This window comes from Fusicatenibacter faecihominis (assembly GCF_020686945.1).
Lineage (GTDB): Bacteria > Bacillota > Clostridia > Lachnospirales > Lachnospiraceae > Limivivens > Limivivens faecihominis.
Genome location: NZ_JAJEPR010000003.1, coordinates 173,657 through 190,233, shown reverse-complemented (window position 1 = coordinate 190,233; position 16,577 = coordinate 173,657). Strand labels below are relative to the sequence as shown.

The following is a 16,577-nucleotide window of genomic DNA, read 5'->3' as shown; positions in this document are numbered from 1 at the left end:
ACCAAGAATTTAACGCATTGCATTTCTACTATATTAGAGAAACGCAAGAGAAGGAGGAATTTTTATGAAAAAATTTACTAAATTCGTCAGTGCAGTGGCAGCGGTATCTCTGGTAGCAGCTCCGATGGCAGTGTCCGCAGACGAGAAAACATTTCTGCTTGGTGGAAGCGGTCCTCTGACAGGAGCAGCAGCTTCTTATGGAACCTCTGTAAAACAGGGAGCGGAGATCGCCATTCAGGAGATCAACGATGCAGGTGGAGCACAGGTTGGCGAGGATACTTATAAATTTGAGCTTGCTTTTGAGGACGATGAGGCAACCGAAGATAAAGCTGTTCAGGCATACAATACACTGATGGATAAGGGAATCAATGGTTTTCTGGGATGTACCACCAGCGGCTCCTGTATCGCAGTAGCTCAGCTGAGCCAGCAGGATGGTATCCTTCAGATCACCCCGTCCGGTTCCGCAGAGGGCTGTATCGAGCCGGATAATGCATTCCGTATCTGCTTCTCTGATCCGGAGCAGGGTGTTGCAATGGCAGATTATGCAGTAGATACTCTTGGATATAAGAAAATCGCAGTGCTTTACAATGTAGCTGATGAGTACAGCACCGGTATTTACGATGCTTTTACCGCAGAGGTTGAGGCAAAAGGCGCTGAGATTGTAGATGCAGAGTCCTTCAATACAGGAGACGTTGATTTTAACTCTCAGCTGACCAGCATCAAGGGAACCGATGCAGAAGCCATCTATGTTCCGGCTTACTATCAGGATATTACTTACATCACTAAACAGGCCAGTGAACTTGGCATGGAGCTTCCGTTCCTTGGTTCTGACGGATGGGATGGTGTGCTGAAGACCGTTACCGATCCGGCTACCGTAGAGGGATGCATCTTTACCAGCCCGTTCTGTGCATCTGTCGATGATGAGAAGGTTGTAAACTTTGTAAAAGCTTACCAGGATGCCTATGGTGAGACTCCGGATCAGTTCGCAGCAGATGCTTACGATGGAGTTTATGCTTTCAAGGCAGCTATGGAAGAAGCAGGCAGCATTGAGAGTGCTGATATGATCGACGCTATGACCAAGATCTCTGTATCCGGTCTGACCGGTGATCCCATCACCTTTGATGCAAGCGGTGCAGCTGTAAAAGATGTTAAGTTTGTAACCGTAAAAGATGGTCAGTATACATACGTTGAGTAAATAGAAGCGGTCAAGAGTAGATTCTGATACTTGCAGGGGAGACGGCATCGGCTGTCTCCCTTCCGTTTTTCAAAGAGAGAAAGGTGGAGAAAAATGAGTCTGATCAATGCAATTCTGGAACAGTTATTGAATGGATTGAGAACAGGAAGTATTTACGCACTGATCGCCCTTGGCTATACAATGGTTTACGGTATTGCCAAAATGATCAACTTCGCCCATGGTGATATTATTATGGTTGGCGCATATACGCTGTATGTCTGCGTATCTCTTCTGCATCTGCATCCGATCCTGGCTGTGATCATTACCATACTGGTATGTGCACTGCTGGGAGTCGTCATTGAAAAAATAGCCTATAAACCCTTGAGACAGGCGCCGCCGCTGGCTGTTCTGATCACTGCCATTGGCGTCAGCTATCTTTTACAGAATCTGGCACTTCTGATTTTTAAAGCCACACCGATTCCTTTTGCTTCTATTATTAAAGTGCCCTCCATCAAGATCGGAGGCGTACATGTTTCAGGGCTTACGATTGTGACCCTGATCGTGACGACCATTTCCATGATCCTGCTGACGCTTTTTATCAACAAGACCAAGGCCGGCCGGGCCATGAGAGCGGTATCAGAAGATAAAGGCGCAGCAGAACTGATGGGCGTAAATGTCAATCAGACGATCTCCATCACCTTTGCTGTTGGTTCGGCTCTTGCGGCTGTGGCAGGAGTTCTTTTCATTGCTCAGTACGAGACCTTGCTTCCTACTCTGGGAGCTCTTCCCGGAATCAAAGCTTTCGTGGCAGCTGTTTTAGGTGGTATCGGAAGTATTCCGGGAGCCATGCTTGGCGGATTGATCCTAGGGATCATTGAAAGCCTTGCAAAAGCTTACATTTCCACACAGCTTTCGGATGCTATCGTATTCAGTGTACTGGTAATCGTGTTGCTGGTGAAGCCTTCCGGGCTTCTTGGCAAAATGAAGATCGAGAAAGTGTAGGTGACCAAAATGAAGATCGACAAAAAAATTATCGTCAACGCACTGATCGCCCTTGTGGTTTATGCAGCTGTTATGGGACTGGTAAAGGGCGGTGTTTTAAGCCGTCAGATGATGTCACTGATCACTCCGGTCTGCGTTTATGTCATGATGTCTGTTTCTTTAAGCCTGGTTGTTGGTTTCCTGGGTGAACTGAGTCTGGGACATGCGGCTTTCATGTCCATTGGCGCCTATACCGGCTGCCTTTTCCTGATTGCAACGAAGGATATCCTGCCGGTTCTGGTGAGCCTGCTTCTGGCTGTTTTTATTGGCGGAGTAGCCGCAGCCCTTCTGGGAGTCGTCATTGGTATTCCGGTCCTTCGTCTGAAAGGTGACTATCTGGCGATCGTAACTCTGGGTTTTGGTGAGATCATCAAATCCGTTTTTAACAGCCTGAAGATTACCGGAGGAGCCAAAGGTCTTTCCAAAATCCCACTGGTGGCCACTTATAAGAATTTTACCTTTGTGTTTATCCTGATGCTCCTTGTCATCCTTCTGGTGTCACATCTGGTAAATTCCCGTCACGGCCGTGCTGTCTGCGCCATCCGTGACAATTATATAGCAGCAGAGGCTGTCGGTATCCCGGTAAGCCGATACAAAATCTTGGCGTTTGTAATTGCTGCGTTTATGGCAGGGATGGCAGGTGTGATCTATGGTGCAAACTTAGGTATCCTGAAGCCTGCAAACTTTGATTATAATGCGTCCATTGAGATCCTGGTAATGGTTGTTTTAGGCGGAATGGGAAGTATCAAGGGCTCCATCATCGCAGCTGTGATCCTGACTCTGCTTCCGGAGCTCCTGCGTGGCGCTTCCGACTACCGTATGCTGATCTACGCCATCGCCCTGATCTCAATGATGCTCTTCAACAACTCTGCTTTTAAACGCAATCTGACAGAAAAACGGAATCTCAAGCAGGCAGAGAAGCTTTCCAAGGAGGAGGTATAAACCATGGGTGTTTTACTGGAAGTGAAAAACCTCGGAATCTCCTTTGGAGGACTCCGGGCAGTAGACGGACTGAATATGACGATTAACGAAGGCGCTCTGGTGGGCCTCATCGGCCCCAACGGAGCCGGAAAAACCACAGCCTTCAACATGCTGACCGGTGTGTACCGGCCGACAGACGGCACGATTCTTCTCGATGGAAAAAGCCTGGTGGGAAAGAAACCGGCGGAGATCTGCCAGGAGGGCGTGGCCCGGACTTTCCAGAACATTCGTCTTTTTACACAGATGAGCGTTCTGGACAATGTAAAAGTGGCTCTTCACAACAGCATCAGATATAATCTGGCGACAAGCTTTCTCCATCTGCCTTCCTATTTTTCAAAGGAAAAGGAGATGGATGAGGAGGCCTTAAAGATCCTGAAAATTTTCGAGCTGGATACCTATGCGGACACGAACGCCTCCAACCTTCCCTACGGAAAACAGAGAAAGCTGGAGATTGCCCGGGCTCTGGCGACGAACCCGAAACTGCTTCTTCTGGACGAACCGGCAGCAGGCATGAACCCCAACGAGACGAAGGAACTGATGGAGACCATCGAGCTCATCCGAAAAGAGTTCAAGGTGACGATCCTTCTGATCGAGCATGATATGAAACTGGTGTCCGGTATCTGCGAGTATCTGTATGTGCTGAACTTCGGTACGGAGCTGGCCCACGGAACTCCCGCAGAGGTGCTCAATGACCCGAAGGTGGTTAAGGCATACTTAGGCGAGTAAGGAGGAGCGAAACTATGGCAATGTTGCAAGTTACGGATTTAAAGGTAAACTACGGAGTGATCCAGGCCATCAAGGGCGTTTCCTTCGAGGTAAACGAAGGTGAGGTTATCGCCCTCATCGGAGCCAACGGAGCCGGAAAGACCACGATCCTTCATACGGTCACAGGCCTGATCGCGCCGAAGTCCGGTAAAATTGAATTTGAAGGAAAAGATATCACGAAAATGCCCGCCCACAAGATCGTGACCCTGGGAATGGCCCATGTACCCGAGGGGCGGAGAGTTTTCGCGGACCTGAGCGTTTACGAGAACCTTCTCATGGGCGCTTTTACGAGAAAAGATAAGGATGAGATCGCCAAGACACTGGAGATGGTTTACAAGCGTTTCCCGCGTCTGAGAGAGAGAAAAAATCAGGTGTCAGGAACCTTAAGCGGCGGCGAACAGCAGATGCTCGCTATGGGCCGGGCACTCATGTCCCATCCGAAAATCCTTCTGATGGATGAGCCGTCCATGGGACTTTCTCCATTGTTTGTAAACGAAATCTTTGATATAATAAAAGAGGTAAGTGCCAGTGGCACAACGGTACTTCTGGTGGAACAGAATGCGAAAAAAGCTCTGTCGATCGCAGATCGGGCCTACGTTCTGGAAACAGGAAAAATCGTGCTGGATGCAGCAGCAGATGTACTGATGAACGACCCGTCCATCAAGAAGGCATACCTGGGTGAATAAAAGGGGGATTTCATTATGGAGAATGTGATCGTAACCATTGCAAGACAGTATGGAAGTGGCGGAAAAACCATCGGTGAGATGTATGCCAAGGATCAGGGGATCAACTGCTACAGCAGAGAGATCCTTAGGATGGCTTCCGACGACAGCGGGATCAATGAGATGCTGTTCAATCAGGCGGATGAGCGCCTGAAAGGGACTACACTTTTCGGCTGGGCCAAGAAGGTCTACAAGGGAGATCTGATCCCGCCGGAGAGTGATGATTTTGTATCTGACAAGAATCTCTTCAACTATCAGGCGAAGGTAATCAAGCAGCTGGCGGAGCAGGAATCCTGTGTTCTTGTGGGACGCTGTGCTGACTTTGTATTGAAGGATTATCCGAATGTGGTCAGTGTCTTCGTCCATGCACCTATGGATTACTGCATTGCCCGGAGCCTGGAACGTTCATCGATCACCTCTGAAAAAGAAATGGAAAAATTCATTCTGAAGACCGATAAATTCCGTGGTGATTATTATCATTATTACACAGGAAGGACCTGGAATGATGCAAGAAACTATGACCTCTGCCTGGACAGCAGTAAGCTGGGCTTTGAAAAATGTGTGGAGGCCATCAAAGGCTATGTAAAACTTCGCTTCGACCGATAAAGACAAAGACACCGCAGTAAAAAAACATACTGCGGTGTCTTTTTGTAACTATTCAGAGCCAAGCAGATTTTCTGTCAAAAGTGTGAGTCATGCTCGCATGAATGAACACTTTTGATTGAAAATCTATTTGGCGAGAAGCTACATTGAGATGTAGCGAAGCGGAATTGACATGGGGGCTGAATAGTTACGTTTATATATATACTTTTTCAGCAAGGGATGGTAAGATATTCCTTATCGGGATGAATCTATCGAAAAAGGAGAAGAAAATGAAAGAAAAAAAGACCTTTCGTTCCATCCCGGGATTAAGCCGGGAGGAAGAAGAAAAACAGCTGGCTGACATTCTTACCATCGCACAGGGCAATCTGAACCACACGAGGGAGCAGATCCGGTCTCTTTCTGAAGAAGTCTATGATCTCATGGAGACCTACGGACCGAAGGATAAGGAGGCTCTTTCCCTCCTTCGCAACACTCAGGCACAGCTTGAGGATACGAAGCGGAATCTGGTGCGCTGTGAGAAGGCGAGGAAAAAGCCTTATTTCGGAAGGATCGACTTCCGTGATCAGAAGCTTCCGCAGGAAGAATCCTACTATGTGGGACGGGTAGGCATTTCTGACAAAGACTCAGAGCCTGTTGTCATTGACTGGCGGGCTCCGGTGGCATCCATTTATTACGAGAACAGTACGGGACTCTGTCAGTATGAGGTGAAAAATCACGGGACTTACGAGGTGGACCTGAAACGAAAACGGACCTATGAGATCGAAAACGACCAGCTGAAGGATTTCTTTGATTCGGATGTGGTGGCCAACGACGAGCTTCTCACCAAGTATCTGGCCAAGAGCAAAAAGGCGGTGCTGGGAGAGATCATCGCCACGATCCAGCAGGAACAGAATGCGATCATCCGGACCTCGCCGAAGACGAACATCATCGTTCAGGGAGTGGCCGGTTCCGGAAAAACCACGGTGGCCATGCACCGGATCTCTTACATTCTCTACAACTATGAGGACAAATTTCGTCCGGAGGATTTCTACATCATCGGCAGCAACCGGATTCTTCTGAACTACATCACCAGCGTTCTGCCGGATCTGGACGTCTACGGCGTTTCCCAGATGACGATGGAGCAGTTGTTTGTCCGTTTTCTATATGAAGACTGGGATCCGCGCTTTCATCGAATCAAAGCGCTGGATGCGAAAGATAAGGAAGCCTGGGTGAAAGGAAGTTACGACTGGTTCCATGAGCTTGAGGCCTTCTGCGAGGAGTACGAGGAGCGGACAATTCCCTCAGAGGAGATCCGGATTGAGAAAAATGGTGTGCTCCTCATGGATGAAAACGTGATCCGCACTTACAGGAAAGACAACCCCACGGTTTCTGTCCAGGGAAAAATCGACATGCTCAACGAGATGCTTCACGCAAGGCTGGAAAATGAACTGACCGGAAAATTTGTCTCCTATACGGATGAGGAGAAAAAGGAGCTTCAGCGGCTGTACCGGTGGCATTTCGGGAAAAAAGAGTGGAAAGGTTCCATTTTCGAGGTGTATCAGGAGTTTCTGGAGGTGCAGAAGGAGAGAGGCAAGAAGGTTCCCTTCACGGAAAATGAGTTCGACCTCTACGATCTGGCGGCCCTCGCTTACCTCTATAAGCGGATCAAGGAGAACGACGGCATCCGGGAGGCCAGCCATGTGATCATCGACGAGGCCCAGGATTTCGGCATGATGGCTTACGGTGTGCTGGCCTACTGTCTCAGGGGCTGCACCTACACGATCATGGGCGACGTCTCCCAGAATATCCATTTTGGCTATGGCCTCAACGACTGGAAGGACCTTCAGGAGCTGATCCTCACAGGCCCATTTGACAGCTTCGGCCTGCTGAAAAAGAGCTACCGAAATACCGTGGAGATTTCGGATTTTGCGACGGAGATCCTCCGCCATGGAAATTTTCCCATTTACCCGGTGGAACCCGTGATCCGTCACGGAAACGCGGTAGAAATCTGCGATTGTGCGGATGAAAAAGCCATGCTGGAAAAGACTGTAGAACTCATCCGGAAATGGCAGCAGGCGGGCCATGAGACCATCGCTGTGATCTGCCGGGACGAGGAGGAGACGAAGGAAGTCGATGCCCGGCTTGGCGAAAAGATCACACTGGTAAACAGCGATCTCACCACGGCTGAGTTTGGAAGCGGCGTCATGGTACTGCCCGTGGAGTACACGAAAGGCCTGGAGTTTGACGCGGTTCTTCTCTACCATCCTTCCGAGGAACACTATCCCAGCGAGGATGCCTATGTGAAGCTTCTCTATGTGGCGGCCACCCGTGCCCTCCACGAGCTGGCGGTGGTCCATACAGGGGATCTGACAGACCTCATCGGAACGAAGGTTTCCGAGGAGAAAAGGCTCCATTCGCTGGAAAATCAGGTCCACAAGGAGTCTCAGGCACTCCGGAAAAAGCCGGCCCCTGTGGAGAAAAAGGCAGCTAATCCGGCAACGGAGAAGGTTTCTACAGCAGAAGAGAGGGGCCTTCTGGTGAAAGCGGCCCACAGAACGGAGGAAAAGGTCGAGATCTCCGGCGGCATGAAGGTGTCCGAGGCCGGAAAAGAGAAGGCTCTATCCTCCTACAGCCGCCCGATGAAGCTGGGCTTTGTGGGAGAGCAGCCCGCGCCTCCGAAACTGAACCTTCCGAAGAACGGACAGCCGCCGAAACGGGAGGTGCCGGTGCGAAAGGCGCTGGAGAGCAAAGTGCGGCCCACAGCGCCCATCAATCCCTCTTCCTATCCCTTCGGCGGCATCCCAAACAGCAGCGTTTTACGGCCGAAAGGCCACAGCCGCATTGATACGGCAGTCCGGATTTTGCGGAAAACGAAGAAATATCTGGAAGTCATCAGCAATTATGGAATCCTTCATCTGATTCCTCTGGAGGACGGCCTGATCCGGGTACAGTTCCAGAAGGGCATCCGGGCAGAGTTTGAACCGGGCTACTGGGATTACCAGCCGGAAAGTCCTGTGAAGTGGTCAGCGAGAGAGGGAAAAGGTCTGGCGGAGCTTACGACGGAGAAACTCACGGTGCGGATCGACAAGAAGACGGGGGCTCTCACTTTTCTTGACAAGACCGGAAAATGCCTGCTGGCCGAGAAAGCAGCCCTTCCGAGACAGATGGAGTACAGCTCCGTTGCAGAAGGCTGGCTCTACTTTGACTGGCCCAAGAAAGAGAAGCTCTACGCCAAAGGCGTCCTCGACAGCAAACTGGAGCCCATGAACCAGAAGGCCCGCTATATCAGCTTCGGCCAGAAAGCGCTCCGCATGCCGCTGGTGGTATCGGAGTACGGCTATGGCATCGGCCTGGCCTCGGAGGGCACGGCCCTCGCCTGCACGATTCCGATGTACGGATCCTATCTTTATATGGAAGGAAAGCAGCTGGATTATTACTTCATTTATGAGGGGAATTACGAAAGGGTACTGGAGAAGTACAAGAACCATTGGGGACGGGGAAAAGTGGCTCTCGTCTGAGAAAAAGGGCTGCCTCAAAAGCAGCCCCTGAAAGTTTGCCTTAAATCAGGAGAATCCACACCAGCATGGAAGCCATGGCGGAGCGCATCGGAACTTTTTTGGATACGCCTTCTATGATCTTCGCCAGCTTGTCGTCTTTTCCGAAGGTTTTCAGATCTGCAAGAGTCAGCTTTCCATTTGGAAAGATGGACAGAATCCGGTCGCAGTACATGTTCAGCGCGTGGCCGCTGATACCCAGTACCAGCATGATTTTCAGAACAGTCAAACTCATAATTTTTTACCTTCCTCAATTAGATATAATCGTTAATTATAGATTAGTCTAAACTAATCGTGATGTTAAGAATAGAAACTTTTTAAAATGCTATTTGGCAGATCTTGTGGTAAAATGAAGGCGAAAAGGAGGCATAGCAATGGTAAGACCGATAATGAAAGATGTTTTTTTCCTTTCACAGAAGGCAGAACCCGCCACAAAAGCAGACCTCTCCCTGGGAAAAGATCTGATGGATACTTTGAGCGCTCACCGGGAGGAATGTGTGGGCATGGCGGCGAATATGATCGGTGTCAGAAAGAATGCGATCATTGTCAGCATGGGCTTTATGGATGTAGTAATGTTTAATCCGGTACTGCTTCACAAGGATACGCCATACGAGGCGGAGGAGGGCTGTCTTTCCCTCGAAGGAACCAGAAAGACGCTCCGATATGAAAATATCGAAGTGGAATTTTACGATATGGCCTGGAAGAAACAGCGCCAGAAATTTAACGGCTGGACAGCCCAGATCATCCAGCATGAGATGGATCACACGAAAGGGATTATCATCTGAAAAATGAAGAGGAATACCCAGACTGAAGCGGCAGGTTCATAAAAAGCATTTAGTTCCGCGATGTGTTCATGCTTTTCAAAGGAGATTGCGGGAAAAATAATTAGTGAAAACTAATTAACCGTACCTGATCTAATTTCCATCGGCGTTTTTACCGCGCTTTATTTCGTGCTGGTAGCGGTCGCAACATTCAGCAGTGTTCTTATTTTTCCGGGATTCAATAATGTAGTGTTACCCGCATTCTGTGCGCTGATCTCAGGAAGCGTTTATATGCTCATGGTCGCAAAAGTGCAGAAATTTGGCGCCATTTCATTGTATTTGGAAAAGCCCTTTGCAAGTGCTTCAAATACTGCATTTGCATTTGTAATCTTTGAAATTTCCGAATTCAGGTACATAGATACTTCATTTTCCAGGCGGGCGCCCGGTGAGGCAATGAGGTCAATTATATTTTCACGAACACTCTTTTTGACGCTAATCAGTCTGTTGTAATAGGGGATTCCACCGAACACATTGAAAAGTCTGACTTTATCTTCATCAGAAAAGGCAGAATAATGCCTACCAGCTGGCAAAACGCTGTAACGAGAAGCGTGTCATGGTCCAGTGCGTCGAGTGGGGCAAACGTGGCGCGCGCCTGAATGCGATCGCGCCGAGCATCATTGTAACACCGCTGGCTATCGATGAATTGTTCCTGATGCTCTTCTAAATTTGCAAGAATAATCAGATGGTACAGACGTTATTTCCGTGCAACAAGATGTGCGCGGAAGCCTTTCTGCTTCTCCATCGTCAGCACGGTGAAGCCGGCCTTCTCAGCCATGGCGGTAAATTCCGCGGGTTTGCGGATTCGTACATCGCCGTGTCCGAAGAGATTTGCCAGAGGCATCTCCAGATGGTTCATCAGCCAGACCATGAGATCGGAGGAGGTATAATCACGCAGAACGAGACGACCTCCTTTTCGGAGAATACAGTAAGCACTGTTGAAAAAAGCCTGTGGGTTGGGGTAGTGATGAAAGCTGTTCGAGCAGATGACCGCGTCGAAGGAATATTCCGGGAAGGGGAGATTCTCGCTGTCGCCCACCACAAATTCGGTGTTGGAAAGCTTTTTGGCCTGAGCGACGTTGATCATCTCGGGAGTCAGATCGAGACCGACATAGTGTTTCTCCGGGTATTTTTCATGAAGCAGCTCGATCATCGGTCCGGTTCCGCAGCCGCAGTCGAGGACATCGTGAAACGGTTCTTTCTCCAGCTCTGCCAGAATGGGCGGGTAGTCGTCCTTGCACATTTCATAAATGCCGGCATGGTTGCTGTCGTAGATTTTGGCTGCCGCGGTAAATTCTTTGATGGAAAGCTGTTTATATTTTTCAGGTGTCATAGAGAAAGTCTCCTTCCTGTGAACTTTAAAAAAAGTTAGACATTGCTAACTAATAGTAGCACAAATTTCTGGAAAAGTCAAAAGGAACAGCAGAAAATGGGTGCCTTACGGAGAAGAATTTTCCTCCGGGCTTTTTATTTATCATACTTCCGATCAGAAGAATATGCAATAAGGCAAAATGGACTCAAAATGGAAAAAAGTGTGATTTTGTAATGATATCTGGATATAAAGTGATAACCGGACCGCGTAAATTGCGCTATAATCATAGCATACGAAACGAAAAGAAAAGAGAAAGAAGGGGAAGAAAGGAACAGCAGAAAATGGGTGCCTTACGGAGAAGAATTTTCCTCCGGGCTTTTTATTTATCATACTTCCGATCAGAAGAATATGCAATAAGGCAAAATGGAAAAAAGTGTGATTTTGTAATGATATCTGGATATAAAGTGATAACCGGACCGCGTAAATTGCGCTATAATCATAGCATACGAAACGAAAAGAAAAGAGAAAGAAGGGGAAGAAATATGATCTACACAGGCACATACCAGTCGCCCCTGGGCGGCATTTTGCTGGCAGCGGATGAAATCGGGCTTACGGGGCTGTGGTTTGAGGGGCAGAAGTATTTTGCCCATACGCTTACGGGGGAGCAGATTCCCAAGGAAACTCCAGTTCTTGCTGAGGCAAAAAAATGGCTGGATCTCTATTTCTCAGGAAAAGAACCGAACTTTATACCGCCGCTTCATCCAGCAGGCTCCCCGTTCCGGCAGGCAGTGTGGAAGCTTTTGCTGGAGATTCCTTATGGGCAGACGACTACCTATGGAGAGATTGCAGGACGGCTGGCGGCCATGCAGAATACTTCTTCCATGTCAGCCCAGGCCGTAGGCGGGGCGGTAGGCCACAACGAGATTTCCATCATCATTCCCTGCCATCGCGTGGTGGGGACAAATGGCAGCCTGACGGGCTATGCAGGGGGAATTGACAGGAAAATTGCGCTGTTGAAGCTGGAACATACAGATATGAAGGGATTCTTTGTTACGAAAAAAGGAACCGCGCTTTAAGAAATTCTTGCAATTTGCAGATTTCTGTGATAGCCTAATACCAAATGGACAGGAAAGGAGCACACAATGAGCTGGAAAACAACGACGCTTCATCTGATGAAAGGTAACGTTTTAGCTGTTTACAGGGATAGTGCGCTCTTTTTCAGGTAAACAGTTTATAAAAACGGATAAAAAGCGAAGCACTATCTCCTGATTAAGATATCCTATGAATATTTTAAAAAGGAGATTTTTTTATGTCGAAAAAACAAATCCATAAGTTGTATCTTTTAACGGCCGTGGGATATTTTCTGCCGGCAGGTTCCTCCTGGGTGGCCCTTCTGGTGCTGAGAGGTTTTTCTGTTCTAGAAATCGGACTGCTGGAAAGCATTTTTCATATTGTGAGCTTCTGTTTTGAGTTGCCATCGGGCGTGGTGGCCGATGTGTTTGGGCGGAAAAGGACCCTTGTGCTTAGTCAGGTGATGATGCTTTTGTCAGGGGGACTCATGATCCTGTCGGACAGTTTTGGAACCGTGGCACTGGCCATCGGCTGCAGCGCCCTTAGCTATAATCTTGCCTCCGGAACAAGGGAGGCTCTGGCTTATGACAGTCTTAAGAAAGATGGGAATGAAGGCGCTTATAATCGATTTTCATCAACAGAAATGATGTTCTATCGTATCACTCAATCTGCGGCTACATTATGTGCGGGGCTTGCGCTGTGGCTGGGATATCGAAAGGCCTACATGCTGGATTTGCTGTTTGGCCTCGTCGCCCTTTTCATCGCGGGCAGCCTTCAGGAGGTTATGAAAGATGTGGAGACAAAAAACAAAAGCAGCAGGGAGCAGCTCTATGAGGTCGTAAAAGAAAGCTGGACCTTTCTTCGCTCCAATAAAAGAGCAAGAAAGATCATGATTACAAACGCGCTGGTTGGCGCGGTATCGACGCTGCTATTATTTTTCCTGCAGGCGAAGCTTCCTCTTGCGGGACTTGACAGCGCGCTTCTGGGACCGGCCCTGTTTATGATGGGACTCGGTGCGGCAGCAGGCGCAAAAATATCGCAGTATTTTTCCGGCAGTTCTTATGTCAGAATGTTGCTGGCAAGCGGAGTAGGCGTGCTGTTCGCCTTTGGGATGACTTTTACAGGGAGACCTTATCTCATGATCCTGGGCGGTTTTGTGGGCGCTCTGTCCGATGACTTCCTGGAAGTTCGGACGGATGTGCTGTTAAATGAGATGATTCTGTCGGGACAGAGAGCAACTCTGATATCGGTAAGTTCCTTTCTGTTTTCCGTGGTGATGATCGTAATGTCAACACTGATAGGCTGGATCATGGGATAAAGCCGATCGGGAATGGAAAAAGATTCTGTTTTGTGGTAGAATCAGAGCAAATTGACAGGAAAAGGGTGATAGAACATGTACAATCCACAACTGGAGACCTTTATCCGGGTGGCGGATGCGGGAAGCTTTAATAAGGCAGCGGAGGAGAGTTATATTACGCCGACGGTTCAGCGCTTCCTGGATGCGGCGAAGAAACTTCGGAAAGAATTATATGGCTGACAGTTATTACTTACAGGTATATACTGCAAAACAAAGAGAGACTTCTTTGGAGGTCTCGTTTTTCTTATAATAGAATGATCTCTCGGAATTCTGATTGATCATGCCAGCGAAACTCTGGCATTGAACTTTGATAAGTAACTTTCTCAACAGGTTGAGCTTTAGAACCTTTCTGCTTAGGCTGTTTTACTTTTATCGAGGTTCCAGAAGCGTTCAATGATATCCCATGTATCACGGGAAAAGACATTCGGATCAGGATAATATTTACGAAGATTTTCAACAAGAAAATTTTGGTAGTCGGAATGACTGCCACAATTAACAGGTAACCAAAAAAATGACTACAATCGAATAATGTACTTTTGATCAAGGGCGCGGAGCGCCGCATTTTTCTATAGATTTGTCAAGTAATTTTGGCAAAAAAAGTGGGGGATTTTATAAAAAGAGGGATCTGAAGGCCTTGATTTTACTGGACTGAAGATTCCGAGAGATTATATCAGTAAGAAGGAGGAGAAATCATGAAAACATTAAAAGCATTGTTGGTAAACGGCAGTCCCCGGGCAAAGGGCTGCACCTTTACGGCTCTGAGAGAGCTGAAAAAGACTCTGGAAGCAGAGGGCATTGAGGTGGAACTGATTCATGTGGGGCACAGGGACGTGCGGGGCTGCATTGCCTGTCGTAAGTGCCAGGCCACGGGAAAGTGTGTGTTTGACGATGTTGTCAATGAAGTAGCGCCGAAGCTTGCTGAGGCGGACGCTTTTGTCATCGGTGCGCCGGTTTATTTTTCATCTCCGGCAGGAGGCGCGATCTCCTTTATGGACCGCCTGTTTTTCAGCACTCTGGGAACAGACAAGACCATGAAAGTCGGCGCTTCTGTTGTGACCTGCCGACGGGGCGGAAATACTGCTTCCTTTGATGTCCTGAATAAATATTTTACCATGACGGGCATGCCGGTAGCGTCGAGCCAGTATTGGAATATGGTATATGGCGGTTCCGCAGAAGAGGTACAGAAGGACGCTGAGGGCTTACAGACGATGCGTACCCTGGGCCGAAATATGGCATTTATGATGAAGAGCTTTCAGCTTGGCCGGAAAAGTCTTGGACTTCCGGAGAAGGAAGCAGCGATTTTCACCAGTTTTCACAGATAAACAGGGAAGAAACCCCGGCGCGAGCATCACGCAATCGCGCCGGGGTTCCTTTATCCCTTAGTATTTCCTGTCTGTCTCCCAGGTGTCCTCTGCCTTGTTTTTGTGGCAGTCTCGGGTATTTCCATCCTGCTTGTAGCCGTTTTTGCTTTTGTTTTCTTCCTCATAGGTGTTTCCCGTGCGGTCCATCTCGTACGCACTGCTGTAATTGTCATTTTTTACACCATTTTTACTCTTCGTATTCTTTGCCATTTCATTTTCCTCCTTGCAGAAACTTCTTGTGCAGGGGGCTCTTAAAAACTGAGCGCCGCTGCTTTTCCTATTGTGTCCGGAATTGAAAAATTTATACAATCACAGCTGCAAACCGGCCTTTTCCTTGCAGGCCTTCTGTTTTTATGATACAATATTCCCGAATGTGTGCGTCCACAACGGCAAGCTGCGGGCGAAGAAGGGAGCTTTTCTATGCTGAAAAAGAAGCAGTTTGTGTGCCTGTTAAGTGTGGGCGCGATGGTGGCTGTTCTGGCCGGCTGCAGCAATTCGGGCGTGAAATTTAAAAATCCAGTGACAATCACCGTATGGACCTATTATAACGGCGACCAGCTGGAGACCTTCAATTCCCTGGTGGACAAGTTCAATGAGGGTGAAGGAAAGAAGATGGGCGTTACTGTGGAGAGCAGCAGCCAGGGCAGCGTCAACGATCTGGAGACGAACGTGCTGGCCTCTGCAGAGGGAAAAGTCGGAGCCGATGAGATGCCGAATATTTTCTCCGCTTATGCGGATACGGCCTATACCGTGGATCAGATGGGAAAAATCGCCGATATTTCCGGTTATCTGACCAAAGAGGAAAAGGAAAAATACGTTCAGAACTATATTGAGGAGGGCGATTTCTCCGGGGACGGCAGCATCAAGATTTTCCCGGTGGCAAAGTCTACGGAGCTTCTTTTTCTGAACGATACCGACTGGCAGAAATTTGCCGGGGAGACAGGAGCCGCCTACGATGATCTGGCGACGGTGGAAGGACTCATCGAGACAGCAGAGAAATACTACGACTGGTCTGATGGCAAAGCCTTTTTCGGAAGAGACGCCATGGCAAACTATATGCTCATCGGTGCAGAAGAGCTGGGAACAGAGATTTTCCATGTGGAAAATGGCAGGATGACTCTGGATTTCAATGAGGAAGTGGCGAAAAAACTCTGGGATGGCTACTATGTTCCCTATGTGAAGGGCTATTTCAGCGCTTCAGGCTGGTTCCGCAGCGACGACATCAAGACCGGAAATATCATCGGCTATGTAGGTTCCACCTCCAGCGCGACCTATTTCCCGACTCGGGTGGTGGAGAGCGACACTGAGAGCCACGATATTGAGCTTAAAATTCTGCCGACCCCGGTATTTGAAGGCGGCGAGGCTTGCGCGGTGCAGCAGGGAGCCGGTATGGTAGTCATCAAGGCCACCGAGGACGAGGAAAAAGCCTGCGTCGAGTTTCTGAAATGGTTTACGAAGGCAGAGAATAACATCGCCTTTTCCGTTGGCTCCGGTTATCTTCCTGTGACGAAGGAAGCCAACGATATGAAGAAGATTAAAGAGAGCGATAAGGATCTCAGCGCTTCCATGGAAGCAATCCTCACGGTCGGTGTTGACACGGTAAACAACAGCACTTTGTACACGACGAAAGCCTTCAAGGGCGGTCTGGGCGCGAGGAATGTGCTTCAGTATTCCATGAGCGATCTGGCAACCGCAGACCGGGCCGTTGTGGAAGAGCGGATGGCAGGCGGAGAAACACTGGAAGCAGCGACGGCGGATTTCCTGACTGACGAGTATTTCCAGAACTGGTATCAGGATACCTTAACTCAACTTCAGGCCTTTGAAGGATGAGCACCTTTT

17 protein-coding genes are annotated in these 16,577 nt (G+C 48.6%); 14 read left to right on the top strand and 3 right to left on the bottom strand.

Translation table 11 applies throughout. The features are described 5' to 3' along the window. The first annotated feature begins 64 nt into the window (after positions 1-64). The 7 genes from LKD71_RS02970 to LKD71_RS02940 all read left to right on the top strand — a co-directional run bounded on the left by LKD71_RS02970 (position 65) and on the right by LKD71_RS02940 (position 8,783). Positions 65-1,195 carry an ABC transporter substrate-binding protein gene (locus LKD71_RS02970; RefSeq protein WP_177291758.1) on the top strand — a complete coding sequence of 377 codons (1,131 nt, stop codon included), beginning with the start codon at positions 65-67 and terminating at the stop codon, positions 1,193-1,195. A gap of 93 nt (positions 1,196-1,288) precedes the next feature. Continuing rightward, positions 1,289-2,176, top strand: coding sequence for a branched-chain amino acid ABC transporter permease (locus tag LKD71_RS02965; RefSeq protein WP_177291759.1), 888 nt, complete (start codon positions 1,289-1,291; stop codon positions 2,174-2,176). A 9-nt stretch (positions 2,177-2,185) separates the two neighbouring features. Continuing rightward, entirely contained in the window at positions 2,186-3,157 is a 972-nt protein-coding gene (locus LKD71_RS02960; RefSeq protein ID WP_177291760.1) for a branched-chain amino acid ABC transporter permease, read from the top strand. 3 nt (positions 3,158-3,160) lie between these two features. Further along, the gene (locus tag LKD71_RS02955; protein WP_227614283.1) at positions 3,161-3,922 is read left to right on the top strand and encodes an ABC transporter ATP-binding protein; all 762 of its coding nucleotides are present in this window, start codon (positions 3,161-3,163) and stop codon (positions 3,920-3,922) included. Between the two features lie 14 nt (positions 3,923-3,936). Continuing rightward, a complete protein-coding gene (locus LKD71_RS02950) occupies positions 3,937-4,647 on the top strand; it encodes an ABC transporter ATP-binding protein (protein WP_227614282.1) in 711 nt (236 codons plus the stop codon). A 15-nt stretch (positions 4,648-4,662) separates the two neighbouring features. Beyond that, positions 4,663-5,289, top strand: coding sequence for a cytidylate kinase-like family protein (locus LKD71_RS02945; protein ID WP_227614281.1), 627 nt, complete (start codon positions 4,663-4,665; stop codon positions 5,287-5,289). A gap of 266 nt (positions 5,290-5,555) precedes the next feature. Continuing rightward, positions 5,556-8,783, top strand: coding sequence for a 3'-5' exonuclease (locus LKD71_RS02940; protein WP_227614280.1), 3,228 nt, complete (start codon positions 5,556-5,558; stop codon positions 8,781-8,783). A 40-nt stretch (positions 8,784-8,823) separates the two neighbouring features. Here LKD71_RS02940 and LKD71_RS02935 read toward each other — a convergent pair whose 3' ends face one another. After that, complete coding sequence (locus LKD71_RS02935) at positions 8,824-9,054, bottom strand: hypothetical protein (protein ID WP_227614279.1); 231 nt, start codon at positions 9,052-9,054, stop codon at positions 8,824-8,826. Between the two features lie 139 nt (positions 9,055-9,193). Between LKD71_RS02935 and LKD71_RS02930 the strand changes: the two genes are divergently transcribed. Both LKD71_RS02930 and LKD71_RS18655 read left to right on the top strand, forming a co-directional pair. After that, complete coding sequence (locus LKD71_RS02930; protein WP_178046764.1) at positions 9,194-9,604, top strand: peptide deformylase; 411 nt, start codon at positions 9,194-9,196, stop codon at positions 9,602-9,604. A 165-nt stretch (positions 9,605-9,769) separates the two neighbouring features. After that, on the top strand, positions 9,770-10,090 hold the full coding sequence (locus LKD71_RS18655; RefSeq protein WP_408610966.1) for an MptD family putative ECF transporter S component: 321 nt from the start codon (positions 9,770-9,772) through the stop codon (positions 10,088-10,090). 244 nt (positions 10,091-10,334) lie between these two features. On the opposite strand, the gene LKD71_RS02915 is transcribed toward LKD71_RS18655, so the two are convergent. After that, on the bottom strand, positions 10,335-10,970 hold the full coding sequence (locus LKD71_RS02915; protein ID WP_227614278.1) for a class I SAM-dependent methyltransferase: 636 nt from the start codon (positions 10,968-10,970) through the stop codon (positions 10,335-10,337). A 521-nt stretch (positions 10,971-11,491) separates the two neighbouring features. Between LKD71_RS02915 and LKD71_RS02910 the strand changes: the two genes are divergently transcribed. The 4 genes from LKD71_RS02910 to LKD71_RS02895 all read left to right on the top strand — a co-directional run bounded on the left by LKD71_RS02910 (position 11,492) and on the right by LKD71_RS02895 (position 14,699). Beyond that, positions 11,492-12,025 carry a methylated-DNA--[protein]-cysteine S-methyltransferase gene (locus LKD71_RS02910; RefSeq protein WP_227614277.1) on the top strand — a complete coding sequence of 178 codons (534 nt, stop codon included), beginning with the start codon at positions 11,492-11,494 and terminating at the stop codon, positions 12,023-12,025. 233 nt (positions 12,026-12,258) lie between these two features. Beyond that, the gene (locus LKD71_RS02905; RefSeq protein ID WP_227614276.1) at positions 12,259-13,338 is read left to right on the top strand and encodes an MFS transporter; all 1,080 of its coding nucleotides are present in this window, start codon (positions 12,259-12,261) and stop codon (positions 13,336-13,338) included. Positions 13,339-13,413: 75 nt separating this feature from the next. Then, positions 13,414-13,557, top strand: a complete 144-nt coding sequence (locus LKD71_RS18265; RefSeq protein WP_331466362.1) for a LysR family transcriptional regulator — start codon at positions 13,414-13,416, stop codon at positions 13,555-13,557. Positions 13,558-14,069: 512 nt separating this feature from the next. Then, positions 14,070-14,699, top strand: coding sequence for a flavodoxin family protein (locus tag LKD71_RS02895; RefSeq protein ID WP_227614275.1), 630 nt, complete (start codon positions 14,070-14,072; stop codon positions 14,697-14,699). A gap of 57 nt (positions 14,700-14,756) precedes the next feature. Here the strand turns inward: LKD71_RS02895 and LKD71_RS02890 are convergent, their stop codons facing one another. After that, positions 14,757-14,948 carry a hypothetical protein gene (locus LKD71_RS02890; RefSeq protein WP_178045304.1) on the bottom strand — a complete coding sequence of 64 codons (192 nt, stop codon included), beginning with the start codon at positions 14,946-14,948 and terminating at the stop codon, positions 14,757-14,759. 210 nt (positions 14,949-15,158) lie between these two features. Between LKD71_RS02890 and LKD71_RS02885 the strand changes: the two genes are divergently transcribed. Next, positions 15,159-16,568, top strand: coding sequence for an extracellular solute-binding protein (locus LKD71_RS02885; protein ID WP_227614274.1), 1,410 nt, complete (start codon positions 15,159-15,161; stop codon positions 16,566-16,568). Positions 16,569-16,577: the final 9 nt, after the last annotated feature.